This window comes from Nonomuraea longicatena (assembly GCF_039525605.1).
In the GTDB taxonomy this organism is placed as follows: domain Bacteria; phylum Actinomycetota; class Actinomycetes; order Streptosporangiales; family Streptosporangiaceae; genus Nonomuraea; species Nonomuraea longicatena.
The window spans coordinates 22,664-49,627 of record NZ_BAAAHQ010000014.1 but is presented as its reverse complement, the minus strand read 5'-3'; the positions used below and the strand labels follow the sequence as shown (position 1 = coordinate 49,627).

24 protein-coding genes and 1 pseudogene are annotated in these 26,964 nt (G+C 70.2%); 18 read left to right on the top strand and 7 right to left on the bottom strand.

Translation table 11 applies throughout. The features are described from left to right. From ABD120_RS15460 to betA, 4 genes are all read left to right on the top strand, one after another. Positions 1-960, top strand: a 960-nt coding sequence (locus tag ABD120_RS15460; RefSeq protein ID WP_343950563.1) for an ABC transporter permease, incomplete at its 5' end; no start/stop codon positions are given. Beyond that, positions 957-1,931, top strand: a complete 975-nt coding sequence (locus tag ABD120_RS15455; RefSeq protein WP_343950562.1) for an ABC transporter substrate-binding protein — start codon at positions 957-959, stop codon at positions 1,929-1,931. The genes ABD120_RS15460 and ABD120_RS15455, both read left to right, overlap by 4 nt. A 32-nt stretch (positions 1,932-1,963) precedes the next feature. Continuing rightward, on the top strand, positions 1,964-2,911 hold the full coding sequence (locus ABD120_RS15450) for an ABC transporter substrate-binding protein (RefSeq protein ID WP_343950561.1): 948 nt from the start codon (positions 1,964-1,966) through the stop codon (positions 2,909-2,911). Further along, positions 2,908-4,542 (top strand): choline dehydrogenase, encoded by a 1,635-nt coding sequence (gene betA, locus ABD120_RS15445; protein WP_343950560.1) that lies wholly within the window; start codon positions 2,908-2,910, stop codon positions 4,540-4,542. The genes ABD120_RS15450 and betA overlap by 4 nt, the downstream gene beginning before the upstream one ends. 65 nt (positions 4,543-4,607) lie before the next feature. On the opposite strand, the gene ABD120_RS15440 is transcribed toward betA, so the two are convergent. Then, positions 4,608-5,579, bottom strand: coding sequence for an SIS domain-containing protein (locus ABD120_RS15440; RefSeq protein WP_343950559.1), 972 nt, complete (start codon positions 5,577-5,579; stop codon positions 4,608-4,610). After that, positions 5,576-6,829 carry a hypothetical protein gene (locus tag ABD120_RS15435; protein ID WP_343950558.1) on the bottom strand — a complete coding sequence of 418 codons (1,254 nt, stop codon included), beginning with the start codon at positions 6,827-6,829 and terminating at the stop codon, positions 5,576-5,578. Before ABD120_RS15435 ends, ABD120_RS15440 begins: the two co-directional genes overlap by 4 nt. Positions 6,830-7,007: 178 nt before the next feature. On the opposite strand from ABD120_RS15435, the gene ABD120_RS15430 reads away from it, so the two are divergent. From ABD120_RS15430 to ABD120_RS15415, 4 genes are read left to right on the top strand one after another with little or no spacing between them, the layout of a single operon-like run. After that, positions 7,008-8,132, top strand: coding sequence for a polyamine ABC transporter substrate-binding protein (locus ABD120_RS15430; protein ID WP_343950557.1), 1,125 nt, complete (start codon positions 7,008-7,010; stop codon positions 8,130-8,132). Positions 8,133-8,188: 56 nt separating this feature from the next. Continuing rightward, positions 8,189-9,016 (top strand): ABC transporter permease, encoded by an 828-nt coding sequence (locus ABD120_RS15425; protein WP_343950556.1) that lies wholly within the window; start codon positions 8,189-8,191, stop codon positions 9,014-9,016. Further along, the gene (locus ABD120_RS15420) at positions 9,009-9,794 is read left to right on the top strand and encodes an ABC transporter permease (protein ID WP_343950555.1); all 786 of its coding nucleotides are present in this window, start codon (positions 9,009-9,011) and stop codon (positions 9,792-9,794) included. Before ABD120_RS15425 ends, ABD120_RS15420 begins: the two co-directional genes overlap by 8 nt. Further along, the gene (locus ABD120_RS15415; protein ID WP_343950554.1) at positions 9,781-11,094 is read left to right on the top strand and encodes an ATP-binding cassette domain-containing protein; all 1,314 of its coding nucleotides are present in this window, start codon (positions 9,781-9,783) and stop codon (positions 11,092-11,094) included. Before ABD120_RS15420 ends, ABD120_RS15415 begins: the two co-directional genes overlap by 14 nt. Here ABD120_RS15415 and ABD120_RS15410 read toward each other — a convergent pair. Further along, on the bottom strand, positions 11,088-11,693 hold the full coding sequence (locus ABD120_RS15410; protein ID WP_343950553.1) for a TetR/AcrR family transcriptional regulator: 606 nt from the start codon (positions 11,691-11,693) through the stop codon (positions 11,088-11,090). The genes ABD120_RS15415 and ABD120_RS15410 overlap by 7 nt on opposite strands. A 118-nt stretch (positions 11,694-11,811) precedes the next feature. Between ABD120_RS15410 and ABD120_RS15405 the strand changes: the two genes are divergently transcribed. The 6 genes from ABD120_RS15405 to ABD120_RS15380 all read left to right on the top strand — a co-directional run bounded on the left by ABD120_RS15405 (position 11,812) and on the right by ABD120_RS15380 (position 19,212). Continuing rightward, positions 11,812-13,086: a glycosyltransferase gene (locus tag ABD120_RS15405; protein ID WP_343950552.1), complete on the top strand. Its 1,275-nt coding sequence runs from the start codon at positions 11,812-11,814 to the stop codon at positions 13,084-13,086. 28 nt (positions 13,087-13,114) lie between these two features. Further along, positions 13,115-14,512, top strand: coding sequence for an aminobutyraldehyde dehydrogenase (locus ABD120_RS15400; protein ID WP_343950551.1), 1,398 nt, complete (start codon positions 13,115-13,117; stop codon positions 14,510-14,512). 168 nt (positions 14,513-14,680) lie between these two features. Beyond that, positions 14,681-17,809, top strand: coding sequence for a sensor histidine kinase (locus ABD120_RS15395; protein WP_343950550.1), 3,129 nt, complete (start codon positions 14,681-14,683; stop codon positions 17,807-17,809). Further along, positions 17,806-18,228: a roadblock/LC7 domain-containing protein gene (locus ABD120_RS15390; RefSeq protein ID WP_425563974.1), complete on the top strand. Its 423-nt coding sequence runs from the start codon at positions 17,806-17,808 to the stop codon at positions 18,226-18,228. Before ABD120_RS15395 ends, ABD120_RS15390 begins: the two co-directional genes overlap by 4 nt. A gap of 20 nt (positions 18,229-18,248) precedes the next feature. After that, on the top strand, positions 18,249-18,653 hold the full coding sequence (locus ABD120_RS15385) for a DUF742 domain-containing protein (protein ID WP_343950549.1): 405 nt from the start codon (positions 18,249-18,251) through the stop codon (positions 18,651-18,653). Continuing rightward, positions 18,634-19,212 carry a GTP-binding protein gene (locus tag ABD120_RS15380; protein ID WP_343950548.1) on the top strand — a complete coding sequence of 193 codons (579 nt, stop codon included), beginning with the start codon at positions 18,634-18,636 and terminating at the stop codon, positions 19,210-19,212. The genes ABD120_RS15385 and ABD120_RS15380 overlap by 20 nt, the downstream gene beginning before the upstream one ends. Before the next feature lie 507 nt (positions 19,213-19,719). On the opposite strand, the pseudogene ABD120_RS15375 reads toward ABD120_RS15380, so the two are convergent. After that, a pseudogene (locus ABD120_RS15375) lies at positions 19,720-20,472 on the bottom strand (ABC transporter ATP-binding protein); the annotation flags it as partial. Between the two features lie 247 nt (positions 20,473-20,719). Here ABD120_RS15375 and ABD120_RS15370 point away from each other — a divergent pair. Genes ABD120_RS15370 through ABD120_RS15355 form a run of 4 tightly spaced genes read left to right on the top strand, consistent with a single transcriptional unit; the run spans position 20,720 to position 24,376 of the window. Beyond that, on the top strand, positions 20,720-21,517 hold the full coding sequence (locus tag ABD120_RS15370; RefSeq protein ID WP_343950546.1) for an SAM-dependent methyltransferase: 798 nt from the start codon (positions 20,720-20,722) through the stop codon (positions 21,515-21,517). Positions 21,518-21,561: 44 nt separating this feature from the next. Next, positions 21,562-22,002, top strand: coding sequence for a DUF3598 family protein (locus ABD120_RS15365; RefSeq protein WP_343950545.1), 441 nt, complete (start codon positions 21,562-21,564; stop codon positions 22,000-22,002). Next, positions 21,999-23,378 carry an aldehyde dehydrogenase family protein gene (locus tag ABD120_RS15360; RefSeq protein ID WP_343950544.1) on the top strand — a complete coding sequence of 460 codons (1,380 nt, stop codon included), beginning with the start codon at positions 21,999-22,001 and terminating at the stop codon, positions 23,376-23,378. Before ABD120_RS15365 ends, ABD120_RS15360 begins: the two co-directional genes overlap by 4 nt. Then, positions 23,375-24,376, top strand: coding sequence for a nitrilase-related carbon-nitrogen hydrolase (locus ABD120_RS15355; protein ID WP_343950543.1), 1,002 nt, complete (start codon positions 23,375-23,377; stop codon positions 24,374-24,376). The genes ABD120_RS15360 and ABD120_RS15355 overlap by 4 nt, the downstream gene beginning before the upstream one ends. Here the strand turns inward: ABD120_RS15355 and ABD120_RS15350 are convergent. From ABD120_RS15350 to ABD120_RS15340, 3 genes are read right to left on the bottom strand one after another with little or no spacing between them, the layout of a single operon-like run. Continuing rightward, positions 24,354-25,142: an ABC transporter permease gene (locus ABD120_RS15350; protein ID WP_343950542.1), complete on the bottom strand. Its 789-nt coding sequence runs from the start codon at positions 25,140-25,142 to the stop codon at positions 24,354-24,356. The two genes, ABD120_RS15355 and ABD120_RS15350, sit on opposite strands and share 23 nt — an antisense overlap. Further along, positions 25,139-25,894 carry an ABC transporter permease gene (locus ABD120_RS15345; protein WP_343950541.1) on the bottom strand — a complete coding sequence of 252 codons (756 nt, stop codon included), beginning with the start codon at positions 25,892-25,894 and terminating at the stop codon, positions 25,139-25,141. The genes ABD120_RS15350 and ABD120_RS15345 overlap by 4 nt, the downstream gene beginning before the upstream one ends. Continuing rightward, positions 25,891-26,868: an ABC transporter substrate-binding protein gene (locus tag ABD120_RS15340; RefSeq protein ID WP_343950540.1), complete on the bottom strand. Its 978-nt coding sequence runs from the start codon at positions 26,866-26,868 to the stop codon at positions 25,891-25,893. Before ABD120_RS15340 ends, ABD120_RS15345 begins: the two co-directional genes overlap by 4 nt. Positions 26,869-26,964 lie beyond the last annotated feature (96 nt).

Sequence of the window (26,964 nt, the reverse complement as noted above, 5' to 3'; positions counted from 1 at the left end):
CGGCGGGCGCGCGCGGGGCTCGACCGGCTGCGGCTCGCGGTGGCCGCCGCGCTCGCGGTCGCGGGCCTGGCCCTGACGTTCGCGCTGCCGCCGGTGTTCCCGAGCGCGCTCGAACTACCGCTCGCGGCGCCCGTCAACGCGGCCGTGGACTGGGCGGAGCGCACCTGGTACCCGGTCACGGACGCGGTCAAGGAGCTCACCACCTGGGCCGTGCTCAACCCGCTGGAGCAGGTGCTCACCACCGCGCCGTGGTGGCTGGTGGCGGCGGCCGTCCTCGCCGTCGGCTGGCGCCTGGCCGGGCCGCGCCCGGCGCTCACCGCGCTGGCCTGCCTGCTCGCGATCGTGCTGCTCGGGCTGTGGGAGCACAGCATGCAGACGCTGAGCATGGTGTGCGTCGCGGTGCTCGCCACCCTGGCCGCCGGGCTGCCGCTGGGCATCGCCGCCGCCCGTTCGCCGCGCTTCGCGGCGGTGCAGCGCCCGTTGCTCGACGCCGCCCAGACACTGCCCTCCTTCGTCTACCTGCTGCCCGCCCTGGCGCTGTTCGGCGCCACGCGGTTCACCGCGATCTTCGCCTCTGTGATCTACGCGGTGCCGCCGGTGGTGCGGCTGGTCGAGGAGGGGCTGCGCGCGGTGCCGCCCACAGTCGTCGAGGCCGCCGCCTCCGCCGGGTCCACCCCCGGCCAGTTGCTGCGCAAGGTGCAGCTCCCCTTGGCACGCGGGGCGATCCTGCTCGCCGTCAACCAGGGCATCGTCATGACGCTCGCCATGGTCGTGCTCGGCGCGATGGTCGGGGGCGGCGCCCTCGGCTACGACGTCGTGTCCGGATTCTCCCAGCGCACCGACTTCGGCATGGGTTTCGCCGCCGGTGTGGCCATCGTGCTGCTGGGGATCATGCTCGACCGGATCACGCAGGGCGCGAACCGCCGCCCTTCCCCCCATTTCAAAGGACACACACGATGAGGATTCGCCTGCTCGCAGGGCTTCTGACCCTCGGCATGGCCGTCGCGGGATGCGGCGGCGCCAAGGTGGATGACAGCTCGGGCGCAGCCGCCAAGGCTGCCGCGAGCGCCGCCGCCACCGGTGGCGCAGGCACGGTGAAGATCGCGATCAACCCGTGGGTGGGGTATGAGGCCAGCGCCCACGTGGTGGCCCACCTGCTGAAGACCAAGCTCGGCTACACCGTCGAGATGCCGGAGATCAAGGAGCAGCTCTCCTGGGAGGGCTTCGAGACCGGCGCGGTCGACGTCATCATCGAGAACTGGGGCCACCCGGAGCTCAAGAAGCAGTACATCGACGAGAAGAAGGTCGCCCAGGTCGCCGGGTCCACCGGCAACAAGGGGGTGATCGGGTGGTACATCCCGAAGTGGATGGCCGACAAGCACCCCGACATCACCGACTCCAAGAACCTGAACAAGTACGCCGAGCTGTTCAAGACCTCCGAGTCCGGTGGCAAGGGGCAGCTGCTGTTCGGCGACCCGTCGTACGTCAGCAACGAGGATGCGCTGATCAAGAACCTCAAGCTCGACCTCAAGGTCGTCACCGGCGGCTCGGAGGCGGCGCTGATCAAGAGCGCGCAGCAGGCCCAGGAGCAGCAGAAGCCGCTGCTGTTCTACTTCTGGGACCCGCACTGGCTGTTCAGCAAGACCGAGCTGGTCCGGGTGAACCTGCCCGCCCACACCGAGGGCTGCGACGCCGACCCGAAGAAGGTCGCCTGCGACTACGCCGAACTGGACCTGGACAAGATCGTCAGCACCAAGTTCGCCCAGTCCGGCGGCAAGGCGTACCAGCTCGTCAAGAACTTCACCTGGACCAACGAGGACCAGAACGCCGTCGCGAACGACATGACCAACAACGGCATGTCGGGTGAGGACGCGGCCAAGAAGTGGATCGAGGCCAACTCCGCCAAGTGGCAGGCGTGGATCCCGCAGTGACGATCCCCCGATGACCCCGTCAGGACCTTGAGATGAGAACGAGACTGCTCGCGGGGCCGCTGGCGGCGGCCCTGCTGGTGGCCGGATGCACGGCCGAGACCCCGCAGGAGAAGCCGCCCGCCAGCGGCGCTGCCGGTGGCACAGTGGACATGGACGTGCACGGCTGGGTGGGCTACGAGGCGACCGCGGCCGTTCTGGCGCACCTGCTGGAGGAGGAACTCGGCTACAAGGTGCGCACGCGTACGAGGAAGGAGGCGGAGTCCTGGCCCGACCTGGAGACGGGCAAGGTCGATGTGATCATCGAGAACTGGGGGCACCCGGAGCTCAAGAAGGAGTACATCGAGGAAAAGAAGGTCGCACTGTCGGCCGGATTGACCGGCAACAAAGGTGTGATCGGCTGGTACGTCCCCGAGTGGATGGTCAGAAAATATCCAGACATAACGGATTATAGAAATCTCAACAAGTACGCCCCGCTCTTCCGTACGGCCAAGAGCGGAACACGCGGACAGGTGCTCGACGGCGACCCGTCCTTCGTCACCAATGACGAGTCGCTCGTCAAGAACCTCGGCCTCGATTACAAGGTCGTCTACTCCGGCAGCGAGGACGCGCTGATCAAGGCGGCCCAGCGCGCCACCAAGAACAAGACCCCGCTGCTCATGTATTTCTACGAGCCGCAATGGCTGTTCACCAAGGTCAAGCTGGTCAAGATCAACCTGCCCCCGTACGCCATCGGCTGCGACAGGAACCCCCAGACGGTCGCCTGCGACTACCCGCCCTACCTCCTCGACAAGATCGTCAGCTCCGACTTCGCGAAGACCGGCGGCCGGGCCTACGAACTGGTCCGCAACTTCTCCTGGACCAACGACCACCAGAACAAGGTCGCCAGCGACATGGTCAACGGCAACCTGAGCGCCAAGGAGGCCGCCCGGAAGTGGGTGGCCGAGAACAAGATCGTCTGGAAGGACTGGATGCCCAGGTGAGCCCGTGGGACTACGTCATCGTGGGCGGCGGCTCCGCGGGCTGCGCCCTCGCGGCCCGGCTCAGCGCCGACCCGGCCACCCGTGTGCTGGTCCTGGAGGCCGGACGGCCCGACTACCCGTGGGACGTCTTCATCCACATGCCCGCCGCGCTGATGTTCCCCATCGGCAGCCGCTTCTACGACTGGAAGTACGAGTCCGAGCCGGAGCCGCACATGAACGGCCGCCGCGTCTACCACGCGCGCGGCAAGGTCCTCGGCGGCTCCAGCAGCATCAACGGCATGATCTTCCAGCGCGGCAACCCGCTCGACTACGAGCGCTGGGCGGCGGACCCCGGCATGGGCGCCTGGGACTACGCGCACTGCCTGCCGTACTTCAAGAAGATGGAGAACTGCCTGGCCGACCCCGGCTCGACGTGGCGCGGCGGCGACGGCCCGCTCAAGCTGGAGCGCGGCGCCGCCGAGGGCCCCCTGTACGACGCGTTCTTCGCGGCCGTGCAACAGGCCGGGCATCCCCTCACCGACGACGTCAACGGCTACCGGCAGGAGGGCTTCGCCGCCTTCGACCGCAACCTCCACCGGGGCCGGCGCCTCAGCGCCGCGCGAGCCTACCTCCACCCGGTGCGCGGACGCCCCAACCTGCGCGTGCGCACGCGGGCGTTCGTGGAGAAGGTCCTCTTCGAGGGCACCCGCGCGGTCGGCGTCGTCTGCGACGGGCGGCGCATCGCCGCCCGCGAGGTCGTCCTGTGCGGCGGCGCGATCAACACCCCGCAACTCCTCCAGGTGTCCGGCGTGGGGCCGAGGGCGCTGCTGGAACAGCTCGGCGTGCCCGTCGTCCACGACCTGCCCGGCGTGGGGGAGAACCTCCAGGACCACCTGGAGGTGTACGTCCAGCACGCCTGCACCCAGCCGGTCTCCATGCAGCCGTCCCTCGCGATGTGGCGGCGGCCGTTCATCGGCGCGAACTGGCTGTTCCGCCGCAAGGGCGCGGGCGCGAGCAACCAGTTCGAGGCGGGCGGGTTCATCCGTTCCGACGACGCGGTCGCCTACCCCAACCTGATGTTCCACTTCCTGCCGATCGCGGTCCGCTACGACGGCTCCGCCCCGGCGGGCGGCCACGGCTACCAGGTGCACATCGGGCCCATGTACTCGGACGCCAGAGGCTCGGTGCGCATCACCTCGGCCGACCCCCGCGTCAAGCCGGCGCTGCGCTTCAACTACCTGTCCACCGACCAGGACCGGCGTGAGTGGGTGCAGGCCATCGGCCACGCGCGGGCGATCCTGTCGCAGCCCGCCTGGGACGGGCTCAACGGCGGCGAGATCTCGCCCGGCCCCGCCGTACGGACCGAGGAGGAGGTGCTCGACTGGGTGCGCCGCGACGGCGAGACGGCGCTGCACCCGTCGTGCACGGCCCGGATGGGCGTGGACGAGATGGCGGTCCTGGACCCGGCGACGATGCGGGTGCACGGTGTGGACGGGCTGCGGGTGGTGGACGCCTCGGCGATGCCGTACGTGACGAACGGCAACATCTACGCGCCGGTCATGATGCTCGCCGAGAAGGCCGCCGACCTCATCGCCGGCAACACCCCGCTGCCCCCGGCGGAGGCCGACTTCTACCGGCACGACCCGGCCTGAGCGCGGCCGCCCCGGGGTTCCGGGCTCCCCGGCCGGCGGCGACGGCGTCGGGCTCCCCGGCCGGATCAGGCTCCCTGGCCTGCCGACCACCAGGTGGCGGCGACCAGTTCGGCCACCAGGGTCTCGGTCAGCAGGGCGACGTCCGGGTCCGTGTCGTGGCGGTAGCGGATCGAGGCCCTGGCGCCGTCCACCGCCGGGCCGACCGTGAGGACCGTCGAGCCGCGCTGCCGTACCCAGTCCATCGCCTGGGCGTCGTAGGCGGAGCCGGGGAACAGCAGCGCCCGGTAGTCGAGCGTCTTGGTGAGGTACACGTCCACGTGCGACCAGTCGCCGCTCTCGGAGGCGTCGGCGGGACGGCGCGGCCCCTCGCGGAACATCAGCGCCGACTGCTGCGCCGACGACAGCCGCTCGGCCGGGGCGATCGTGTAGACGCCGTGCGGGCCGTCGAGCAGTTCCAGCGCGGTCGGCAGCCACTCCGCGCGCCGGTCGAGCAGGTCGGCGCTCGCCTCGGCGGCGCGCAGGGCCAGGGCGGGCAGGTCGCGCCCGGCGCCGGAGAAGTGCTCCTCCAGCGACAGCAGGTGCACGATCGTGTGCTGGAAGGTCCGGCAGGCGACGCCGCCGCGCTCCTCGCCCGCCAGCATCGGCACGACCGTGTCGGCCCTGTCGGAGATCTTCGAGCCGGGGGTGTTGGTGAGCGCGGCGACGTACGCGGCCGTCCCCGTGTACGCGGCCACGGCCTCCAGCGTCTCCACGCTGCCGCCCGTGGCCGAGATGGGCACGACGAGCAGGTCGGGGCTCGCCGGGTAGGAGGCGGCGGCCGAGCCGTACTCCGCGACCGCGTTCACGCCGAGCGCCCGCAGCCGCCTGGCCGCGACCGCCGCCGCGTACCGGGAACTGCCCATGCCGAGGAACAGCACCCGGCCGAAGCGGCGGTCGGGGGGCAGGTGGGCGGCGAGCAGGCCGTCGCCGGCTTCGGCGAGGCGGGTCAGCGCCCGCGGCTTGGCTTCGAGGTCGGCCAGGAACAGCTCGGGGTTCACATCGGATCCTTGTTCACGTCGGGGTACCAGGTGCGCAGCACGCCCATGGGGGCGTAGCGCCAGCGGGGCAGATGGCGGGCGGCGTAGATGAGTTCGCGGCATTCCTGCTCCACCTCGAAGGGCCGGAGCAGGTCGTCGTCGAGCAGGTCGCAGGCGGACCGGTAGGCGGTCAGCATGCGTTCGCGCGCCTCGGCCGACCAGGTGTGGGCGCGTTCGGGCGGGGTGCCGCGCCGCCTGATCGCCACCTGGGCCACGTGCTGCAGGCTCGTGGTGAGCTGGGCGACGTCCCGGGCGGCGGGCTGGTACGGCGCCGCGTCCTGGACGGTCGGGTTGCCGTCGAAGTCGATGACCGCGTACCCCTCCCGCCACCGCAGCACCTGCCCCACGTGCAGGTCGCCGTGAACGCGAATGAGCCGCCCAGTGTACGGCCGCCGCAGCACGGCCATCTCCTCCCGCATCCGCGCGGCCCGCGACGCCAGCCAGACCCCGTCCTCCCGAACCCCGGCGCCGGGTTCCCCGACACCCGGATCCCCGGTGTCTGGCCCCACGACATCCGGCCCCACGGGGGATGGCCCCTCTGCGAGGCCCGGCGCCGCAGGGGTCGGTGCCCCACCCTGGGCGGCCGGAGACGATGCTCCGTCCGGTGCCATCAGGGCCAGTGCCTGCGCGAGGGCCCGGTCGGCGCGCTCGCCGAAGGCGACCGGGGCGTCCGGCGGGCCAAGGGGGCCGGCAGGGAGGGTGGACAGGGCGAGGTGCAGGCGGGCGGCGAGTCCGCCGAGTGCGGGCGCGAACTCCGTGTCGCCGGAGGCGGCGGCCTCCACACACCACTCCCAGCCGTCCACGGCCTCCGGAAGGTACCCGGTGACCACCGCCAGCAGGACCTCGGAAGCGCCGTCCCGCCGCGTCAGAACCGCGTACGGCGGAGCGGTCTCGTTGAACCCGGCGTCAACCAGGTGCGCGAGGATCTCCGGCGCCGGCTGGGGGAGAACCGCCGGCGGTGTCAGCCATTTGACCACCACCCGCTCGCCGACCACGACCACACGGTTGGTCATGTCCACGTGGCCGCCGAATCCGCGCTCGGAGGGCACCCCGGTGTGCCCGTCCGCTGGGCCGTCCGCCAGAGTGGGCACCAGCGCGGGCAGGCGCCGGAAGCGGCGGACCGCGAACGGCGCGGGCGGCTCGTCCGCGAGCGCGCGGACGAGCGCGGCGCCGAGTCCGTGATCTCGGTCGGTGAGGGGGTTCTCACCCACGGAGAGCAAGCGGCCCCATATTGAATCCGAATTCAATAGCTCGCCCAAACTTCCAGGTGGCAATGTCCCTAAAAGTCTTGCTCATGTTGATTTCTACTGCAACACTCCTCTCCTGGTCTGCCGTGCCGCTCTGGTCGCGAGACCCTTTCCCATCGAAAATCCCGAAGGAGTAGCGACCGTGTTCCGTACCCGGTTCACCAGTCGTCTTCCGGTCACCGTCGCCGTGACCGGTCTCGCGCTCGCCGCCTCGGCATGCGGCGGCGGATCGAGCGGCACCGGAACGGATTCGGCCGCGGCACCGAGCGCCTCGGCCGCGCAGCTCAACGCCAACGCCGACCTGTCCAAGCAGAAGCTGACCGTGACGGTCTGGCCCGGCTACACCCCGGAAGAGCTCCCGGCGAAGGCCAAGGAAGAGCTCAAGATCCAGGACATCCAGATCAAGCTGCACGACACCAACGAGATCGCGATCACCAAGCTCACCACCGGTGGCGAGGACTTCGACGTGGCCTTCGTGTCGGGACAGTACGCCCAGGCCCTCAACGAGCAGGGCCTGCTGGAGCCGATCCACGCCGAGCTGATCCCCAACCTGAGCAACCTCTACCCCGAGGCCACCCAGCTCTCCTACGACAAGGGCAACAAGTACTCCGTGCCCTACACCTGGGGCACCACCGGCATCTGCTACCGCTCCGACCTGGTGAAGGCCGTGCCGAAGAGCTGGAACGACCTGCTCAAGCCGCCCTCCTGGGCGCAGAAGAAGGTCACCATGATGACCACGGAGCGCTGGCTCGCACTGCCCGCGCTCAAGGCGCTCGGCTACTCGGTCAACACCGACAAGGACGACGAGATCGCCAAGGCCAAGGAACTGCTGATGGCGGCCAAGCCCCAGCTCCTCGGCTTCGACGACACCACCTTCGGCGACAAGCTCAAGTCCGGCGAGGCCATCATGGTCGAGGCGTGGGACGGCTGGTGCCCGACCACCGAGAAGAACATCGAGTTCGTGGTGCCGCAGGAGGGCAGCGACCTTTGGGTGGACACCATGGTGATCATGAAGTCCTCCAAGAACAAGGAGGCGGCGCACGCCCTGATCAACTACATCCTCAGCCCCGAGATCCACGGCTGGGCCGCCGAGAACATCAACTACAAGGTGCCGAACAAGGCCGCCATGGACAAGGTGAAGGTGGCTGAGGGCTCCCTGCTCGGCATCAAGCCCGCCGAGCTGCTCCAGGGCGAGTCGATCCGCGACCTGGGCGAGGCTTCGCAGAAGTACACGCGCCTGTCGACCGAGATCAAGGCCGCCCAGTAGCGGACAGGCGTCTCCAGGTCGTGAAGACACAGAGCGGGGCCCCGCCGACGACCCCCGTGAATGGGCGCCGGCGGGCACTCCTCCCCGCGTTCGCCTTCCTGACGCCCGGCCTGCTCTACCTGCTGGTGCTCCTGCTGGTGCCGCTGGCGCTGGTGCTCGGTTACACGGTGTTCCGGCGGGGGCGATTCGGCGGAGTCGTCTACGAGTTCACCACCGAGAACTTCACCCGGCTGGCCGACTCGCTCTACCTCACCGTGGTGCTCGACTCGCTGAAGATCGCGGCGATCACCACGGTGCTCGCGCTGCTCATCGGCTACCCGACGGCGTACCTCATCGCGAGCCTGCCCAAGAAGTGGAAGACGATCGCGCTGGTCGCGATCGTGCTCCCGTTCTGGACGAACTTCATCATCCGCGCCTACGCCTGGATCATGCTGCTGAGCGGTCCCGGCATCGTCAACTCCCTGCTCGGCACCGAACTGGAGCTGCTGTACAAACAGGGCACGGTGGTCGTCGGCCTGCTCTACTCCTACCTGCCGCTCATGGTGCTGCCGCTGTACGCCGCGATCGAACGGCTCGACCCGCAGCTGCGCGAGGCGTCGGCCAACCTGGGTGCCTCGGCGTTCACGACCTTCCGCAAGGTGACGCTGCCGCTGACGGTCCCGGGCGTGCTGACCGGGTCGCTGTTCGTCTTCGTGCCGAGCTTCGGCAACTTCGTCATCCCCGAGATCCTCGGCGGCGGCAAGTCCGTCATGGTGGGCAACCTGATCCGCAACGAGTTCCTCGTGGCGCGCGACTGGCCGTTCGGCGCGGTGCTGACACTCGCGCTGATCGCGGTGCTGGTCGTGCTGCTCATGATCCAGTCCTGGGCGGCCCGCCGTGCGTAGGCCGAGACTGCTCTACGTCCCGTTCTGGGCGACGTTCGTCTTCCTCTACCTGCCGATCGTCGTGCTGGTCGCGATGTCGTTCAACGCGGGGGAGTCCGCCTACACCTTCGAGGGGTTCAGCCTCAAGTGGTACGGCGCGCTCGTCGAGGACGAGCAGGTCATGACCGGCCTGGTCAACACCCTCATCGTGGCGGTGGGCTCGACCGTCCTCGCCACCGTGCTGGGCACGCTGCTGGCCGTCGGCCTGGCCAGGTACACGCGCTCGAAGCTGCTCGACGCGCTCGCGCTCATGCCCGCCGTGCTGCCCGACCTGGTGATCGCGATCGGCCTGCTGCTGTTCTTCGTCATGGTGAAGCAGACGCTCGGCCTGCACTCGGTGATCCTCTCGCACGCGCTGTTCTCGATGGCCTTCGTGGCCGCCGTCGTACGCACCCGGCTCACCGGCGCCGACACCTCCCTGGAGGAGGCCAGCCGCGACCTCGGCGCGGGCCCGCTGGCGACGTTCCTGCGGATCACGCTGCCGCAGCTCACGCCCGGCATCGTCGCGGGCGCGCTGCTGGCGTTCACGTTGTCGCTGGACGAGTTCGTCATCGCGTTCTTCACGATCGGCGCCGCGGACCCGACACTGCCGATCGTCATCTACTCAATGATCAGGTTCGGCGTCGACCCGAAGATCAACGCACTGGCCGCGATCCTGCTGCTGGTGAGTTTCACCGCGGTGATCGCCGGGCAGCGGCTGACCCGGATCGGGGAGAGGGGCTCACGTGCTCAGGATTGACGGCGTCTCCCGCAGCTTCGGCGACGTCACCGCGCTCGACCGGGTGTCGCTGGAGATCGAGCAGGGCGAGTTCTTCGCGCTGCTCGGCCCGTCGGGCTGCGGCAAGACGACGCTGCTGCGCATCCTCGCGGGCTTCGAGACCCCTGACAGCGGCACGGCGACGCTCGACGGCGCCGACCTGCTCGCGCTGGCGCCCAACAGGCGGCCGATCAACCTCATGTTCCAGTCGTACGCGCTGTTCCCCCACCTGAGCGTGGCCAAGAACATCGCCTACGGCCTGGAGCGCGAGCGGCTGCCGCGCGCCGAGGTCAAGGAGCGCGTCGGCGAGGTGCTGGAGACCGTCGGACTGACCGCGCACGCGAGCCGGCGCCCCCAGCAACTGTCCGGCGGCCAGCGCCAGCGGGTGGCCCTGGCCCGCGCGATCGTCAAGCGCCCCCGGCTGCTGCTGCTCGACGAGCCGCTGTCGGCGCTGGACAAGAAGGTCCGCGCGGACATGCAACTGGAGCTCAAGCGGCTGCAGAACGAGGTCGGCATCACCTTCGTGGTCGTCACCCACGACCAGGAGGAGGCCATGTCCCTGGCCGACCGCATCGCCGTCTTCGACAGCGGCCGGGTGCGCCAGGTGGATCGGCCCGTGGAACTCTACGAGCGCCCGCGCTCCCGCTTCGTCGCCGACTTCGTCGGCGCCAACAACCTCTTCGACGGTACGGCCGACGCCGACGGCGGCCTGGTCACCGGCTCCTTCGGCACCCTGCGCGGCACCGCCGTCGAGGAACTGGACAAGGGCGCGGCCGCGCTGCTGGCCGTCCGCCCGGAGAAGATCGCCCTCCGCGAGGCGGCCGCCACGCCGGACGGCGAGGCGACCGTACCGGAGGGGGAGGAGACCCCGCCGAGCGAAGCGGCCACCGCGCCGTCCGGCGAGGCGACCATGCCGGCGGAGGACGCCGTCGTCCCGGCCGAGACGGGCGCCGCCCAGGACGCCGAGGCGACCGTACCGGCGGAGGACGCCGGTGTCCCGGCCGAGACGAGTGTGTCGGCCGAGACGGGCGCCGCCCCGGACGGCGATGCCGCCGTAGACGGGGAGGCCGCCCAGGACGGCGAGGCCGTCCCGGACGGGCTGCGCGGTACCGTCCTCGACGTGAGCTTCTACGGCGGCGTCTCCCACCTGTCCGTCGAGGTGGCCGGGCGGGAGCAGCCCGTGCTCGTCGCCGTCCAGGGCGCGAGCACGGTCACCACCGGCGCGCGGGTCGCCCTGAGCTGGGACGAGCGGGACGCGGTCCTGCTGCGGGCGGCTCAGTGAACCAGGTCGTTGCCCGTCGCCCCGCGCGCGTAGGAGAGGATCAGCTCGACCGCCTCCTGCGGGCCGATGACGGGGTGTCGCGCCGTGATCCGGTAGCCGTAGGCGTCTTCCAGGGCGACCAGGTTGCGGGATACCGTCAGCGCGTCGGCGTTCAGCCGGAACACCCCGAGCGCCGCCCCCGTGTCCAGGATCGACTGGTACATACTCACCTGCCGGTCGTACAGGGAGGTGAGCAGCACGCCGTACATCCGATTGCGCCCGGCCGCGCCGCCGAGCTCGTTGAGCAGGCGCACGTCCGGGTCGAGCGGCCCCGTGGGCAGGCCCGACCTGATCGTCATGACGAGCTTGGCCACCGGGTCGGTGACACTGGCGATCTGTCGCAGCCGCTGCTCGTAGAAGCGCTCCATCCCCGCATGGTGCGCCTCGACGAGCAGTTCGCTCAGGTCGGGATAGTGGTAGAGAACGGCTCCGGAGGTCAACCCCGCCTCCTCGGCGACGTGCGAGAGCTGCACGCCGTCGATGCCGTGACTGATGATCGCGCGGCGGGCCGCCTCGATGAGATCGATGCGGCGATCCGTCCGGCTTTTACGTTGGGCCACGCCCACCCCCGATACACGAAATTTCAGGAAATCCTGGACCATAGTGCCGTGAAGTTGACCTTCACGCCAGAGCTCTATTTGAATTCCAGTTCAACGTGACGCGTTCTCCGGAGTGACCATGTCCCTCACCATTCTGTTCATGCCCGAGAGTGCCTACGGGCCGACGAACAACAGCATCGGAATCGGCGACATTCTGCGCCGCCGAGGCCACCGGGTCGTCTTCGCGGCCGAGGCCTCCTGGAAGGGGAAACTCGAAGCGCTCGGCTTCGAGGAGGACCTCGTCGATCTCGCCCCGCCCGCCGAGGAGGGCGAGGACCAGGACCCCGGCCAGTTCTGGAAGGACTTCATCCGCGACGCCGCGCCGGAGTACCGCAAGAGCACGCTGGAGCAGCTCGACACCGTCATCAAGCCCATCTGGGAGTCGCTGATCGACGGCGTGAAGTACTGCGAGCCCCAGCTCAGGGCGATTATCGAGCGGGTGAACCCCGACGTCATCGTCGAGGACAACGTCATCACCTTCCCCGCGCTGCTCACCTCGGGCAAGAAGTTCGTGCGCATCGTCTCGTGCAACCCGCTGGAGGTGCGCGGCGAGAACGTCGCGCCGGTCTTCTCCGGCCTGCCCGCCGACGACCCCGCGGAGTGGGCCGCCTTCCGCGCCGAGTACGACCGCACCCACCGCGAGATCTGGTCGGCCTTCAACGCCTGGTGCGTCGAACAGGGCACCGCCCCGCTGCCCGACCTCGACTTCTTCCACGAGGGCGACCTGAACCTCTACGTCTACCCCGAGGCCCTGGACTACACGGGCGCGCGCCCGCTCGGCCCGGCCTGGCACCGCCTCGACTCCTCCGTACGGGAGACCGACGAGGACTTCGAGCTGCCCTTCGAGCGCAACGGCGGCGCGCTGGTCTACTTCTCGCTCGGCTCGCTCGGCTCCTCCGACGTGGAGCTGATGCAGCGGGTCATCGACGTGCTGGCCGGGACTCCGCATCAGTACATCGTCTCCAAGGGTCCGAGGCACGCCGAGATCAAGCTCGCCGACAACATGCACGGCGCCGAGTTCCTGCCGCAGACGAAGATCATCCCACTGTGCGATCTGGTGATCACCCACGGGGGGAACAACACCACGGTGGAGTCCCTGCATTTCGGCAAGCCGATGATCCTGCTGCCGCTGTTCTGGGACCAGTACGACAACGCCCAGCGGGTCGACGAACTCGGCCACGGCGTGCGGTTGTCCACCTACTCCTTCACCGACGAGGAACTGCTCGGCGCCGTCGAGCGGCTGCTCGGCGACGCGGAGCTGCGCGCCGAGCTCGCCGCGACCGGTGAGGAGATCCGGCGCCGCGACGGCGTGCGCAAGGCGGCCGACCTGATCGAACGGCTCGGCAAGCAGTAATCCCCGCTCCACCCACCTGGAAAGAACCATGCGTCAACTCATCAACCCGGCCACCGGGCAGTCCTTCGCCGAGATCCCCGACACCCCGATCGAGGAGGTGGCGGGGGCCGTACGGCAGGCTCGGGCGGCCTTCCACGAGTGGTCGCAGACCACTCCCGCCGAACGGGCGCGGCTGCTGCTGCGCCTGGCCGACCTCGTGGAGGCCGACGCCGAGGAACTGACCCGGCTGGAGGTCGAGGAGACGGGCAAGCCCGCCGCGGTCTTCAGGGACGGCGAGCTGCCGTTCGCCGTCGACAACCTGCGCTTCTTCGCCGGGGCGGCCCGCTCGCTGGACGGCACCGGCGCGGGCGTGTTCAGCGCCGGGTACACCTCGGTTTTGCTGCGCCGCCCGGTCGGCGTGGTCGCCTCGATCGCGCCGTGGAACTTCCCGTTCGTCATGGCCGTCTGGAAGGTGGGGCCCGCGGTCGCGGCCGGCAACGCGGTCGTCATCAAGCCCGCGCCGCAGACCCCGCGCTCGACGCTGCGCCTGGCGGAGCTGTTCGAGCGGGCGGGCGCCCCCGAGGGGCTGGTGCGGGTGGTGCTGGGCGACGGCGCGGTGGGCGAGGCGCTGGTCACCGATCCCGGCGTGGACATGGTGAGCGTCACCGGCTCGACCGAGACCGGTCGGGCCGTGATGGCGGGTGCCGCCCGCACGCTCAAGCGGGTGCACCTGGAACTCGGCGGCAAGGCCCCGGCGCTGGTGTTCGAGGACGCCGACCTGGAGGAGGCCGCGCGGGGCGTGGTCATGGGCGCCACCTACAACACCGGTCAGGACTGCACGGCCGCCACCCGCGTGTACGTCGCGCGTTCAGCGTACGAGGCGACTATTGAGGCTTTTCGGGCAAATATTGCCAAGATCCGCATAGGGGATCCTTGGGATCCGGCCACCGACATCGGCCCGCTGGTCTCCGCTGCCCACCGCGAGCGCGTGCACGGCTTCGTCGCCCGCGCGGGCGGCCGTGTGGTGTGCGGTGGCGCCCCCTCGGACGGACCCGGCTTCTTCTACCCGCCGACCCTGGTCGCCGGCGTCGAGCAGGGCAGTGAGATCGTCCAGGGCGAATTGTTCGGCCCGGTGCTCGTGGTGCTCCCCTTCGACGACGAGGACGAGGCCGTCAGGCTGGCCAACGACACCAGGTACGGCCTGGCCTCCTCCGTGTGGTCCCGCGACGTGTCGCGGGCGCTGCGCGTCTCCCACCGCCTGGATGTGGGCGTGACGTGGATCAACGACCACCTGCCCATCGCCAGCGAGGCTCCGCACGGCGGCGTGAAGGGCAGCGGCTTCGGCAAGGACATGAGCCAGGAAGCCGTGCAGGAGTACTCGGTGACCCGTCACCTGATGATCAAGCATGCCGCTCCGGCAGAGCGGGACTCCTTCCGGCCGGCCTGAGAACCGCCGTCAAAATCACCTGAAATGACACGTTTCGTAGGCGTCTGGGCGGTTTGTACGGTTGGCCGATCTGGTAGGGATTGTGTTCCAATTACCCACGCCAGCGGAATCCCATGCGTCGCACGCGTGTCAGATTTTCCGAGCACGTAGCGCGAGAGGCGAGAGTCAGTGAGGACGGAGAACCCCAAACACGCGACGTCTGGGGAGTACACGGGCGGGAGGTTCCGACTGGCCAACTGGCGCGTGCGCTCGCGGCTGGTCGCCCTGATCCTCATCCCCACCATCGTGGGTGTGCTCCTCGCCGGAGTGCAGCTCGCCGACGCGATCGGCACCAGCGCCGAGTACCGGCGGCTCACCCAGGTCGCCGAGCTCGTCCAGCGCCTCGGCGCCCTGTCCCACGAGCTGGGAGAGGAACGCGCGCTGACCGCCTGGTACATCGCCGACCGCCGCCAGCGGGGGCGCCTCGGCCAGCTCCGCACCCAGCGCCAGCAGGTCAACGTCGCCAAGACCCGGGTGCTCGACGGCACCGCGGCCATCGACGGCGCCCACGCGCCCCGCGTGCGCGCCGAGGTCGAGACCATGCGCCGCTGGCTCATCGGACTCGACGGCCTGCGCGCCTCGATCCTGGGCGAGAGCGTCCCGCCCCGAGCCGCCGTCCGCACCTTCTCCACCCTCATCGAGATCCTGGAGAAGCTGCAGGACGAGCTGGGCCAGACCGAGGGCGACGACGACCGCCTGCTCGGCGACGTCACCGCGCTCGGCGCCATCCAGCGCGTCAAGGAGGAGATCTCGCGCCAGCAGGTCATCCTCCTCGTCGCGCTCATCGAGCGGAAACTGGACTACGACGACCTGTCGGACTTCCTGGGCTCGTGGAACGCCCAGCAGGCCGAGCAGGCCGTCTTCGACCAGGAGGCGGACGCGGCGACCGCCGCCATGTACCGCAAGACCGTCCGAGGCCCCGCCATCGACCGCGCCGACGCCATGCGCCAGCGCGCACTCGCCCAGATGCGCGAGTACAAGGAGATCCGCGACCTCGACATCACCGCGGGCCCGCGCCGCGAGATGGCCCACTGGTTCGACAGCACCACCTTGGCCGTCAACAGCACCCGCGAGGTCGAGGACAAGCTCGCCGGCGCCATCGTGGCCAAGACCCGCGAACTGAGCGACGCCGAGCAGCGCAACGCCATCGTCTCCGGCTCGCTCATCGTGGTCCTGCTGCTGCTCGTCCTGGTGATCACCACCCGGGTGGCGGGCTCGCTCGTCCGGCCCCTGCGGCGGCTGCGCGCCGAGGCCCTTCAGGTGGCCACGAACCGGCTGCCCGAGACCGTCCGCGTCCTGCGCGAGTCCGGAGAGGGCGCCGCGCTCCCGGACACCCCCTCGATCGGCATCAACACCCGCGACGAGATCGGCGAGGTCGCCCGCGCCTTCGACGAGGTCCACCGCGAGGCGATCCGGCTGGCGGGCGACGAGGCCCAGCTCCGGGCCAACGTCAACGCCATGTTCGTCAACCTCTCCCGCCGCTCGCAGACGCTCGTCGAGCGCCAGCTCCAGCTCATCGAGGGCCTGGAACAGGGCGAGGAGGACGAGGACCGGCTGGCCAACCTGTTCCGCCTGGACCACCTGGCCACCCGCATGCGGCGCAACAGCGAGAACCTGCTGGTCCTCGCCGGCCAGGAGGCCGCGCGCAAGTGGAGCGAGCCGGTCCCGCTCGTGGACATCGCCCGCGCCTCGCTGTCCGAGGTCGAGAACTACGAGCGCGTCCAGATCCAGATCCCGTCCGACATCCAGATCGTCGGCCCCGCCGTCACCGACGCCGTCCACCTGCTCGCCGAGCTGATCGAGAACGCGATCTCCTTCTCGCCGCGCGAGAGCCGCGTCTCGGTCACCAGCGCCCCCGCCGACGGCGGCGTCCTGGTCACGATCAACGACCTCGGCATCGGCATGACGGCCGATGAGCTCGCCGAGGCCAACTGGCGGCTGGCCAACCCGCCCGTCGTGGACGTGTCGGTCTCCCGGCGCATGGGCCTGTTCGTGGTCGGCCGCCTGGCCCTGCGCCACGGCATCCGCGTACAGCTGCGCATGCGGGAGACCGGCGGCCTCAGCGCCGTCGCCGTGCTGCCCGATCTGCTCATCGCGTCGACGGGGGGCGCGGTGCCGCAGCCGCGCGGGCAGTACGACAGCTTCACCAGCTTCGACCCGGCCATGCTGGGGGCGCCGCCGTCCTCGGACACCGGCTTCCACAGCAGTCCCTTCGCGCCGAACGCCGCACGCTTCGACTCGCCGATGGACACCCAGTGGCCGACCGACATCCCGGTGCCCGACACCCCCTGGACGGAACCGGCCCCCGCCGCCCCGGCCGCCGGAAACGGCTGGCCGTCCTTCGCCGAGCCGCCCGTGCCGTCCCAGCCGGAGGCGCCCCAGTGGACCTCACTGGCCGAGGACCCGCCCCGGCGGGCGGAGGAGGAGAGCGGGCACTGGCCGTCCTTCGGCAGTGAGCGGAACTGGCCCTCGGTGTCCTCCGGCGGCCCGGCCACCGGCTCGTCGAACGGCTCGGCCGGCAACGGCGCGAGCAGCCTGTTCACCCCGTTCAACACCGACTACAACTCGGCGGAGTACAGCTCGCTCGACCTCACCGGCCCCATGCCGGTCGTGGACGACTCCCCGATCGAGCAGGCCGGCGAGGACTTCCTGCCGATCTTCTCGTCGGTGGGCTCCGACTGGTTCCGCCGTCCGGAACCCGACCAGCTGCAGGGCATGGAACCGGAGCCGGTTCCGCAGCCCGAGCCGTTCGAGGACTGGGATCCGGGACCGGAGACGAGCCCGCAGCCCGCGCTGTCGCGCGACGGCCTGCCGCTGCCGCAGCGCGAGCCGTTCGGCCTGCGCGACCCGCAGCCGGAGCCGCTGCCCCAGCGCGACCCGGCGGCCGGCCGCCCGCAGCCGCTGCCCAGGCGGGACGCCATGCCCGTCGACGACTTCACCCCCGGCGCCCACACCCAGACCGGTCTGCCCCAGCGCAGTCCGGGCGAGTCGGGTGCCGGAGCCTCGTGGTCCTCGCCCGCCGACCAGGGCTGGCAGGCCGCGCAGGCCGCCGCGGAGCCGGTCCAGGGCGGGACGACCGCCTCCGGCCTGCCGCGCCGGGTTCCCAAGGCCAACCTGGTGCCGGGGACGGCGAGCCTCGCCGAGCCCCAGGTGACCTCACCGGCGCCGCCGATCTCGCCCGAGCGCCTGCGCAACAGGCTCTCCAGCTTCCAGCAGGGCATCCGGCAGGGCCGCGAAGATCTGAAGGAGAAGGAATGAGAGAACTGAGCCAGGGTGCGCGTGGCATCAGCTGGCTGATCACGGACTTCGTCAACAACGTCCCCGGTGTCGCGCACACCGTGGTCGTGTCGTCCGACGGTCTGCCGCTTGCCTACTCGGAGGGCTTTCCCAAGGACCGGGCCGACCAGCTCGCGGCGGTGGCCTCGGGTGTGATCAGCCTGACCCAGGGCGCCGCGCGGGTGTTCGAGGGCGGTCAGGTCGCCCAGACCGTGATCGAGATGCAGCGCGGCCTGCTTATGATCATGTCGATCAGCGACGGTTCGTGTCTGGCGGTGCTCGCTTCGCCTGACTGCGACATGGGCCTGGTGGCGTACCAGATGACGCTCCTCGTGGAGCGGGCCGGCCAGGTGCTGACGCCCGCGGTCCGCGCGGAGCTGCAGGCGGCCCGCCCCCGCTAGCCGGGCGGTGACAGGAGATCATGGTGACAGGTCAGGGTTGGGCTGGTGATAGTACTCCGCCGCATCCGTCGGCGCCCCGTCCGCAGAAGCAGAGTTCCCTGGTACGGCCCTATGCCGTGACCGGGGGGCGCACCGCGCCGCGGATGAAGTTCGCCATGGAGGCACTGGTGTCCTCCGTGACGTCGGAATACCAAGACATCTCACTTCTCAGTCCGGAGTATCAGGCGATCATCCAGCTGACGCGCAATGTCAGGTCTGTTGCGGAGATCTCCGCCCTTTTACGGCAACCTCTCGGGGTGGTCCGGGTGCTGATCGCCGACATGGCGTCGGAGGGCCTGATCCGCGTGCACCAGCCGGCGCTGGACGCGGGAAAGCCGGACCTCAACTTGCTCGAAAGGGTGCTCAGTGGACTTCGCAGGCTCTAGCGCCGGCCTCACCTCGACGAAGATCGTCGTGGCCGGAGGTTTCGGCGTGGGCAAGACCACGTTCGTGGGTGCGGTCTCGGAGATCTTGCCGCTGACCACGGAGGCCGTCATGACCGACGCGTCGGCGGGCGTGGACGACGTCTCGCTGACGCCGACCAAGACGACCACCACCGTGGCGATGGACTTCGGCCGTGTGTCGCTGGATCGCGACCTGATCCTTTACTTGTTCGGCACGCCGGGCCAGCACCGGTTCTGGTTCATGTGGGACGACCTGGTGCGCGGCGCGATCGGCGCGGTGGTCCTGGTGGACACGCGTCGGCTGGCCGACAGCTTCCCGGCGATCGACTACTTCGAGGAGGCGGGGCTGCCGTTCGTGGTCGGGATCAACGGATGGGACGGTTCCTTCCCCCACGAGGAGACCGAACTCCGTGAGGCCCTGACGATCGGCGAGGGCACCCCGGTCGTGCGGCTGGACGCCCGGCACCGGGACTCGGTGAAGTCCACTCTGATCACGCTCGTGGAACACGCCCTCACCAAGACGCTCTCCACCCCGGCGTAGACATCCCTTTCACAGCGCTCGGACATCCTCGTCACGGCGGAGCCGCCGCCACGGCCGCTCCGCCGTGACAGGCCGGAGGCCCCCATCCGGCGCCACCCGGGCGCGCACCACCCCACCGCGACGCCGCCCTCCTACCCCTCTGGGTCGGACGGGCGGCGTCTGCTTGTTCTGCCGGGGCTATGTCGGCGCCTACGTCCGGGCCTTGCGCTTCGGGTTGCGAACCTTCTTCTTGCCGACCCGCTGCGCCCGGTTCTTCTGGGCGCCGTTCTTCTGCCCGTTCGAAGCCTGCGCGCCGTTCTTCTGTCCGTTGGCTGCCTGCCCGTTGGAAGCCTGCCTGTTCGAAGCCTGGCCGTTGCCGTTGGGGCTCTGCTTGGCGGGCTGCCCGGCGCCGCCCTTGCGGGTGCCGGACCCCTGCCCGCCGGGCCGCTGCTTCCTGGCCTTCTGGTCGGTGGGGTTGCCGCCGGGCTTCGGGCCGCCGGGCGCCAGGAGCTGGTCGGTGGGGGTCACGCCGCGGACCAGGCGGCCGACCTCGGCGCGCAGGTGGACGAAGTCGGCGTGCTCGCGCGTGCTGATCTGGTCGCGAGGGAAGGGGAGTTCGACCGCCAGGTCGCCGACGACGTGGGCGGGGGCCTTCGACAGCACCACGACGCGGTCGCCGACGTACACGCTCTCGTCGATGTCGTGGGTGATGAGCACGATCGTCATCTTGTGGTGGCCGCGCACCTGCAGGACCAGGTCTTCGAGGTCCTCCCTGGTCTGCGCGTCGACCGAGCCGAACGGCTCGTCCATGAGCATGAGCTTGGGCCGGTAGGCCAGGGCGCGGGCGATGGCCACCCGCTGCTGCATGCCGCCGGACAGCTGGAACGGGTACTTCTTGCCCGCGCCGGACAGGCCGACCGACTCCAGCGCCTCCTGGGCCGCCGCCTTGCGGTCGCTCTTGTCCATGCCCCGGCGCCGCAGCGGCAGTGCCACGTTGTCGGCGACCGACATCCAGGGGAACAGCGAGCGGCTGTAGTCCTGGAAGACGACCGCGAGGTTGTCGGGCGTGGAGGTGACGAGCTGGCCGTCGACCTTGACCTCGCCGCCCGTGGGGGCGATCAGCCCCGCGATGGACCGCAGCAGCGTCGACTTGCCGGCGCCGGAGGGGCCGACCACGCACAGCAGTTCGCCCTCCGCGACGCTCAGTGACAGGCCCTCGATGGCGTGGTGGGCGCCGGGGCCGCTGCCGTACGTATGGCTGAGGTTGCTGATCTCGAGCAAGGCGGCATTCCTTGGGGTTCCAGGGGCGCACTGAATGCCAGAACTCTATCGGAGGGCAGAATTGGGACGCCATAGTAGAGGGGCGCTGAAATGGCTTCGCAGAGTTTCCACGGCAAAAGCAGTGATATTTCGCGATTTATGGGTAAAAGCGTAGATTGTCCGACTCTGTGAGTGTGTGATCTGCCTCGGTGCAGAGGCTGTTCCGGCTATCGTGGGAGCGATCACACATGGAAGGTGAAGGGGTGTCGTGGCAGAAGTCGATGGCGGGGTCCCGCAGGGCTTGAACCTGTCGGCGCCGAGCCCTGCCCGCGTGTACGACTACCTGCTCGGGGGCAAGGACAACTTCGAGATAGACCGGCAGGCGGGCGAGCGCATCCGCGAACGCATGCCCGACGTCGAACTCGGCGTGCGCGCCCAGCGCGACCTGCTCGGCCGAGTCGTCAGGTTCCTGGTCACCGAGGTCGGCCTGCGCCAGCTGATCGACATCGGCACCGGCCTGCCCACGGCGGAGAACGTCCACCAGGTGGCCCACGCCGCCGACCCCGAGGTGCGCGTCGCCTACGTCGACAACGACCCCCACGTGCTGGTCCACGCCCGCGCCCTGCTCGTGACCAGCCCCAACACCCTCGCGATCCGCGCCGACCTGCGCGAGCCCGACGCCCTCATGGCCGACCCCGAGCTCAAGGCGCACATCGACCTGGCCCAGCCGGTCGGCCTGCTGCTGTGCGGCATCCTCCACCATCTCAAGGATCTGGAGGACCCGTGGACCCGCACCCGCAGACTGGTCGACATCATCCCCTCCGGCAGCTACGTCTTCGTCCACCACCTGCTCGACAGGGGTGACGAGCAGTCCAGGGCCCTGCAGAAGGTGCGCGACACCCGCTACCGCAGGGAAGAGGAGATCGCCAGGTTCTTCGACGGCCTCGATTTGGTCCCCCCGGGACTCGTTCCGGTGCCAGACTGGCGCCCGGACGCCGATCATCTGGTCTTCGAGGATGCTCCCATCCCTCATTTCGCGCTGGCCGGCGTCGGCTTCAAACCCTGACACACCGCATCAACGGCAACATTCATCCAGCAAGAGGTGGGCGTATGGGGCTTCGCGAAGACATGCCGTTACTGGCCCGTCACGAGGGGCGATGGACGGGCACCTACACCCACCTCGACCCCCAGGGCACCCTGCTCGACCGACACAGCTCCCACCTGACCTGCACGATCGTCGACGAGCGCACCTACCACCAGGTCAATCGCTACACCTGGGACGACGGGCGCACCGAGGAGATCGCCTTCCCCGGAACCTACCTGGGCGGCGGACGCTGCGGATTCGACACCGAGCGGATCACGGGTGAGTTCTGGGAACTCGACGCGTCCACGATCTACCTGACCTGGCTCTACAAGGCGGCCGCCGCCGACCTGCGGCTGTTCGAGCTCATCGTGCTGAGCGACGACGGCGAGCACAGGAGCCGGGTCTGGCAGTGGATCCAGAGCGGAGTGTGCGTCAAGCGGACCATCATCGACGAGAGGCGCGTATGACCAGCATCGAGGTGAGGAACCCGCTCACCGGACAGATCGACCACCACCTCCGGCCGCTGACCGAGGCGGAGGTGACGGCCACCGTCGACAGACTGCGCGGCGCGGCGCCCGGGTGGCGCCGCTCCGACCGCCGCAAGCCGCTCGCCGAGTTCGGCGCGGCCGTCGCCGCGGACGAGGAACTCCTGGCCGCGCTGATCGCCGACACCGGCCGGACCGTCGAGTCCCGGCTGGAGCAGCAGATCGTGCGCGGCCTGATCGACCGCTGGATCAGGGACGCTCCGGACGCCCTGCGGCCTCCGGAGGAGATGGGCGCGGCCCAGCCCGGCATCGTCATCGCGGGCGAGGCCGTCCCGTACGACGTCGTCGGCGTCATCAGCCCGTGGAACTTCCCGCTCCTGCTCAGCCTCATCGACGCCATCCCCGCGCTCGCGGCCGGGTGCACCGTGGTGGTCAAGCCCAGCGAGGTCGCCCCCCGCTTCATCGAACCGCTCTCGCGCCTGATCCCCGCCGGGCTGCCGCTGACGATCATCCCGGGCGGAGCCGAGACCGGCGCCGCCCTCGTGCCCAAGGTCGACGCCCTGGTCTTCACCGGGGGAGTGCCCTCGGGCCGCGCCGTCGCCGAGGCGGCCGCCCGCGCGTTCATCCCGGCCTTCTTCGAACTCGGCGGCAAGGACCCGGCGATCGTCCTGGCCGGCAGCGACCTCGACCGGGCCGCCCACGCGATCCTGTGGGGCGGCACCGCCAACGCGGGCCAGTCCTGCCAGTCGATCGAGCGCGTGTACGTCGAGAGCGCCGTCCACGACGAGTTCGTCGAACTGCTCGCCGACCGGGCGGGCAAGGTGGGCCTGACCGTCGAGGGCGGCCCGGTCGGGCCGTTCATCGCGGCCGGCCAGGCCGACGTGGTCGCCGAGCACCTCGCCGACGCGCGGCGGCTCGGCGCGAGGGTCCACACCGGCGGGCGCATCGAGCACCACGGCGGCGGCCTGTGGTGCCGCCCCACGGTGCTGTCCGGCGTCGACCACACCATGAAGGTCATGACCGAGGAGACCTTCGGCCCGGTCCTGCCCGTCATGGCGGTCGCCGACGTCGAGGAGGCCGTGCGCCTGGCCAACGACTCCGGCTACGGCCTGTCGGCCGCCGTCTTCGGCCCCGACGAGCGCGCCGCCAGAGCGGTGGCCGGCCGGTTGGAGGTGGGCGCCGTGAGCATCAACGACGCCTCGCTCACCGCGCTGGTCCACGAGGGGGAGAAGCACTCCTTCAAGCTGTCCGGGCTCGGCGGCTCGCGCATGGGCAAGGCCTCGATCCAGCGGTTCGTCCGCCGCCGCGCCCACCTGATCAACCGCTCCTCCGAACCCGATCCGTGGTGGCACCGGTGATCGCGTACCACGCGCTGGCACTCCAGCTCACGACCCACTCGATCACCGGGTCCGCCGACCCGCGCTCCGAGATGCGGGCCGGCATCGAGCGGATCGGCACCAAGGTCGGCGGCGCCTGCTCCTGGGTCGGCCCCGACCTGCGCCTGATCGTCCTGCCCGAGTACGTGCTCACCGGCTTCCCGCTTCGCGAGAGCATCGCCGAATGGCGGGACAAGGCCGCGCTCGCCCCGGACGGGGAAGAGTACAAGGCGCTCGGTGACATCGCCGGGCGCCACGGCGTCTACCTGTGCGTCAACGCCTACGAGAGCGACGAGCACTTCCCCGAGCTGTACTTCCAGGCGTGCGTCATCCTGAGCCCGGACGGCGAGGCGGTGCTGCGCTACCGGCGGCTGCACTCCATGTACTCGCCGTCGCCGTACGACGTCTGGGAGCGCTATCTCGACGTGTACGGCATGGACGCCGTGCTGCCCGTGGCGCGGACCGAGATCGGCAACCTGGCGGCCCTGGCCTCGGAGGAGATCCTCTACCCCGAACTGGCGCGGGCGCTCGCGCTGCGCGGGGCGGAGGTCTTCTGCCATCCCACCTCCGAGGCGTCCTCGCCGCAGCTCACCGGCAAGGCCATCGCGCGGCGGGCCCGCTCGGTCGAGAACCTCGCCTACGTGGTCTCCGCCAACAGCGGCGGGCTGACCGGGATCGCGATCCCGGCCGACTCGACCAACGGCGGCTCCGAGGTGATCGACTTCTCCGGGCGCCTGCTCGCGCAGGCCGGGCCGGGGGAGTCCATCATCGCCGCCGCGGAACTGGACGTCTCGGCCCTGCGCCGCAGCCGCCTGCGGCCCGGCATGGGCAACCTGCTCGCGCGGGTCAAGCCGGGCCTGTGGGCGGCAGAGTACGCCAACCACGACGTCGAACGGCCCGACGAACTCGACGGCGCCGCGCCCGAACGGTCCTGGTTCGTCGAGCGCCAGCGCGCGGTCATCGAGAGGATGTACGGCTAGCCCGGTGCCAGCCCAGCAGCGCCCGCTCGACGCCGATGAACGCGGCGTTGAGCAGGATGCCGAGCAGACCGAGCAGCACGATCCCGGCCCACATGGCGGGAATGTCGAACTCGCTCTGCGCCTCCAGCATGCGGTGCCCGATGCCCTCGGTGCTCGCCACCAGCTCGGAGATCACCATCATGATGAGCGCGAGCGACACGCTCAGCCGCAGCCCCGCGAAGATCTTCGGGGCGGCGGCGGGCAGGATCACCCGCAGCAGCCGGTCGCGGCGGCCGAGCCGGTAGACCTGGCCGGTCTCGATGTACTGACGGTCGACGTGCCGGGCGCCGTCGGTCGAGTTGATCAGCACCGGCCAGATCACCCCGTAGACGATCGCCGCGAGCTGCAGCGGCGTACCGATCTTGAAGAAGACGAGGAAGACCCCCAGCAGCGTCGGGGGCGGCACCGAACGGCCGAAGTGCAGCAGCGGCTCCACCAGGGCCGACAGCCAGGGCAGCCGTCCGATCGCGAGCCCCGCGACGACGCCGACGGCGGCCGCCACCGCCCACCCGGCCGCCAGTCTGCCGAGGCTCGGCAGCAGGTCGGCGAACGCCTCGTCGGTGAGGAAGCCCCGCCACGGCGGGCCGGAGAACCACATCTCGTGCAACCTGGCCACGACCGCGCTCGGCGGCGGGAAGTAGACCGCCTGCGCCTGCCGCGTCGCGACCTCCCACAGCACGGCCGCGACGGGCAGCAGCCAGCACCACGCCAGCCTGCGCAGGATCACGCGGCCACCTCCTGACGCCAGCGGAAGACCCGGCGTTCGAGCGCGAGCAGCAGCAGGTTGGCGCCCAGCCCGATGAGCCCGGCCCAGATCGAGGCGGCCAGCACCCGGTCCACCCGGTTGCCGGTCGCGGCCACCGACTGGAACTGGCCGATCCCGCCCTCGCCGCCCGCGACCAGTTCCACGCTGACCGCCACGATGAGCGTGACCGACACCGCGATGCGGATCCCGGTCGCGATGAACGGCGCCGCGCTCGGCAGGCTCACCCGCAGCGCGACCGACAGCGGGCCGAAGCCGAAGGCCCGCAGGGTCTGCTTGGCGAGCGGGTCGACATCGGCGAGGCCGTACAGCGTGTTGATGAGGATCGGCCATGAGCAGGTGTAGACGATGAGCGCGGTCTTGGCGTCCTGGCTGTCGGTGAACAGGAACATCGCCAGCGGGATGAGCGACACCGAGGGGATCGGCCGCAGGAACTCCACCAGCGGCCGCACCGACCTCTCGACCGGCGGCACCGATCCGAGCAGCAGCCCCAGGGGCACGGCGACGCCCACCGCGATGGCCAGTCCCGTGACGCACGGCAGCAGCGTGGCCCCCACCCCGGCCAGGAAATCGGCGTCGGTGGCGAGGGCGAGCGCCGAGGCGAGGACCGTCGAGGCGAGCGGGACGGCGGCCGGGTCGATGAGGCCGACCCGGCCCGCCGTCTCGGCCAGCGCGAGGAAACCGAGCACCCCCGCGACCCCGAGGAGCACCCTCATCCGGTCTTGGGAGCGATGAGCTGGGCGACGTCGGTCTTGGCCTTGAGGTAGCCGTAGCCGTGCATCAGGTCGGCGAGCTTCTGGAAGGCGGGGACGTCCGGCTCCATCGCGAAGGTGCCGAGCTTCATCGCCTCGACGGCGGGCGCCGGGATCTGCGTGTACGTCGGCACGACCTCGTTGATCGCCTTGCGGTCGGTCATGGCCTCCTGCGCCTTGGTGAGCGCCCGCCGGAGCGCGGCGGCGGTCTTGGGGTTGTCGGCCATCCACTTCTCGGAGGCGGCCCAGCCGTCGATCGGCATGCCGTTGGTCGGCCCGCTCATCGTGTCGAGGATCTCGGTGGCCCCGGTCTTCTTGGCCGCCGACAGGAACGGCTCGACCAGCCAGGCCGCGTCGACCTTCTTGGAGGCGAGCGCGCCGAGTTGGTCGGCGAACTGGACGGGCACGTACTTGACGTCCTCCGGCGCGAGCCCCGCCGCCTGGAGGTGGGCGTTGGTGATGGTCTGCCCCATGGCCTTCAGCGAGTTGACGGCGATCGTCTTGCCCTTGAGGTCGGCCGGGGTCTTGACCGGCGAGTCCTTCGGCACGACGACCCCGGCGACGCCGGGCGCCGCGCTCTGCACGTGCTGGAACAGCTTCAGCTTGACCGCGCCCGAGTCCTGGATGGACAACAGGGTGACGTAGCTGGTGAGGAAGGCGTCCATGCTGCCGTTGATGATCTTCGGCATGACAGCCTGGGGAGCCTGGATGATCTCGGTCTTCACCGTCAGGCCCTCGGCCTTGAAGAATCCGCGCTTCTCGGCGATGTACAGCGGGGCCGCGGAGGGGACCGGTGCGATGCCGATCGTGAGCGTGGTCTTCTCCAGGCCGCCGCCCGCCGCGGACGCGGACGACGCCTTCTGGCCGTCTCCGTCGCCGCTGCCACATGCGGTCAGCGCCATCACGAGCGCGACGCTTGTGGCCAATACTCGCCTCATCTGTGTCTCTCCCTCGCCTACCCCGACACGACAAATCCGGAAAAGTGTTGCAGAGCGCAACGTTTGGTGTCTCAGAAGTTCTCAGAAGCTGATCAA

Bases quoted from the DNA above. Each gene is read 5' to 3' on its own strand.
- ABD120_RS15455 (WP_343950562.1), top strand. From the start codon at position 957: ATGAGGATTCGCCTGCTCGCAGGGCTTCTGACCCTCGGCATGGCCGTC.
- ABD120_RS15450 (WP_343950561.1), top strand. From the start codon at position 1,964: ATGAGAACGAGACTGCTCGCGGGGCCGCTGGCGGCGGCCCTGCTGGTG.
- ABD120_RS15405 (WP_343950552.1), top strand. From the start codon at position 11,812: ATGTCCCTCACCATTCTGTTCATGCCCGAGAGTGCCTACGGGCCGACG.
- ABD120_RS15400 (WP_343950551.1), top strand. From the start codon at position 13,115: ATGCGTCAACTCATCAACCCGGCCACCGGGCAGTCCTTCGCCGAGATC.
- ABD120_RS15390 (WP_425563974.1), top strand. From the start codon at position 17,806: ATGAGAGAACTGAGCCAGGGTGCGCGTGGCATCAGCTGGCTGATCACG.
- ABD120_RS15385 (WP_343950549.1), top strand. From the start codon at position 18,249: ATGGTGACAGGTCAGGGTTGGGCTGGTGATAGTACTCCGCCGCATCCG.
- ABD120_RS15365 (WP_343950545.1), top strand. From the start codon at position 21,562: ATGGGGCTTCGCGAAGACATGCCGTTACTGGCCCGTCACGAGGGGCGA.
- ABD120_RS15360 (WP_343950544.1), top strand. From the start codon at position 21,999: ATGACCAGCATCGAGGTGAGGAACCCGCTCACCGGACAGATCGACCAC.
- ABD120_RS15345 (WP_343950541.1), bottom strand. From the start codon at position 25,894: ATGAGGGTGCTCCTCGGGGTCGCGGGGGTGCTCGGTTTCCTCGCGCTG.
- ABD120_RS15340 (WP_343950540.1), bottom strand. From the start codon at position 26,868: ATGAGGCGAGTATTGGCCACAAGCGTCGCGCTCGTGATGGCGCTGACC.